General features: G+C 71.9%; 2 protein-coding genes. Both read right to left on the bottom strand.

The window, feature by feature from the left end; translation table 11 throughout:
- Positions 1-218: 218 nt before the first annotated feature.
- The gene (locus WA805_RS16995; RefSeq protein ID WP_425242822.1) at positions 219-1,172 is read right to left on the bottom strand and encodes an NADP-dependent oxidoreductase; all 954 of its coding nucleotides are present in this window, start codon (positions 1,170-1,172) and stop codon (positions 219-221) included.
- An 86-nt stretch (positions 1,173-1,258) separates the two neighbouring features.
- The coding region (locus WA805_RS16990; RefSeq protein WP_425242821.1) for an S-methyl-5-thioribose-1-phosphate isomerase at positions 1,259-1,933 on the bottom strand (675 nt) is incomplete at its 5' end.

Below are 1,933 nucleotides of genomic sequence, written 5' to 3'. Positions count from 1 at the left end.
CTGAACAAGTGGCGGCCGGACGCCACCCTGTTCCCCGACGCCGGCGAGGTACCCGGCATGGGCGGCGTCGGCCGCAAACCGTAACGGGTTAGCGGACGAGCGGCTGTGGCCGCTTCTTGCTGTTATCGCGCGGCGGCACCACTTAGGGCGAGAAAAGCACCTGAGAATCAGGACAAACCGGACGCAGAACGTACCGTTCTCGCCCTAAGTGCCAGGCATCAGGGGACCAGCAGGACCGTTTTGCCCGGGGGATGCGGCCTGGTCGCGGACTCGAAGGCCTGCCTGCCGTCGCGCAGCGGGAAGACCTGGCTGACCACCGGGCGCAGCCTGCTCTCGTCGACCAGCCCGGCGAGCGTCGCCAGCTCCGCGGCGTCCGGGGCAACGACGAAGAACATGGCGTGCACGCCCAGCGCCGCCGCTTTGTCCGCCGACGGCGGGGCGCTGAGCGTCACCAGCCGGCCGCCCCGGCGCGTCAGCTCGTAGGAGGCATCGAGAACAGCGCCGCCGATCGTGTCGAGGACCACGTCGAAGCCGCCCGGTGCGACCGCCTTGTACCCGGCCGTGTTGCCAGCGCCCGGCGCCAGGAACATCGTGGCTCCAAGGCCGAGGACGAAGTCTCGCTGCCCGGCATGGCCCGTCGCGGCGACGGTGCCGCCGAGGATGGCGGCGAGCTGCACGGCGTAGCTGCCCACGCCGCCGGCGCCGCCCTGCACCAGAACCCGCTCCCCCGGTTCGAGTGCCGCATGGTCGACGAGCGCCTGCCACGCGGTCAGGGCGGCCAGCGGCAAGCTAGCCGCCTCCTCGTCAGAGACCGACCGCGGCCTGGCCGCCAGGTGCGCGGCGGGCAGCGTCACGTACTCGGCCGCCGCCCCGTCACGGTCGAAGTCGATCAGGCCGTACACCTCCTCGCCGACCGTCACGCCATCGGCGCCGGGGCCGAGCGCGGCGACCGTCCCCGACACTTCATGGGACGGGATGACCGGCGTGCGGTCCCGCCCGTCGCGGGTGGTCCACGACTCATCCCAGCTCAGCTCGGCGAAGGTGATCGCCGCCGCGTGCACCGCGACGAGGGCCTCTCCCGGGCCTGGCACGGGGACCGGGGCGGCCTCGTAGACCAGCTGCTCCGGGCCGCCGCGCGCGTGCGCCCTGAGCGCCATCATCGTGTCTGTCATCGCTGTCAGAACCCCCTGTTCGGCCAGCATGCTCACGGCACCACACGGTAGGACGGGTACCCGTCCCGGCGCTTGCGTCAACCGACTTAACCGCGGGGTTCTCCGGGGAAGATCAGCCGGCTCTCGGTCACGATCACGGTGACCAGCTCCGCCGGGGTCACGTCGAAGGCGTAGTTGAGCGCGCGGGTGCCGGCCGGCGCGGCCGGGACGCCGAGGACGTGGGTGATCTCGTCGGCCGGCCGCTGCTCCAGCGGGATCAGGTCGCCGCGCTCGGTCGCGTCGTCGAACGTCGACTCGGGAATCGCGACCACGAACGGGATGCCGGCCTGGCGCGCGGCGAGCGCGAGCGAGTACGTGCCGATCTTGTTGGCCACGTCGCCGTTGGCCGCGACCCGGTCGGCGCCTACCACGACGGCGTCGGCCATCCCCTGGCTGATCATGAACGGCGCCGCGCCGTCGCAGGCGAGGTAGTGCTCGATGCCGAGCTGCCCGAGCTCCCAGCACGTCAGCCGGGCGCCCTGCAGCAGCGGGCGGGTCTCGTCCACGATCACGTGCGCGAGCGCCCTTTGGCCGTGCAGTGCGCGGATGACGCCGAGCGCTGTGCCCCACCCCAGGCAGGCAAGGGTTCCCGTGTTGCAGTGGGTGTGAATCTTGAGCGGAACGTCCCCGGCTGACTCCATCAGGTACCTGGCTCCGCGCTCGCTGATCTGCCTGCTGACGGCGATCGTCGCGTCCCGCACCGCGTTCGCCGCGGCCTCGAC

This window comes from Trebonia sp. (assembly GCF_049794275.1).
In the GTDB taxonomy this organism is placed as follows: domain Bacteria; phylum Actinomycetota; class Actinomycetes; order Streptosporangiales; family Streptosporangiaceae; genus Trebonia.
The sequence above is the reverse complement of the archived record's forward strand: the minus strand, read 5'-3'. Positions and strand labels throughout refer to the sequence as shown.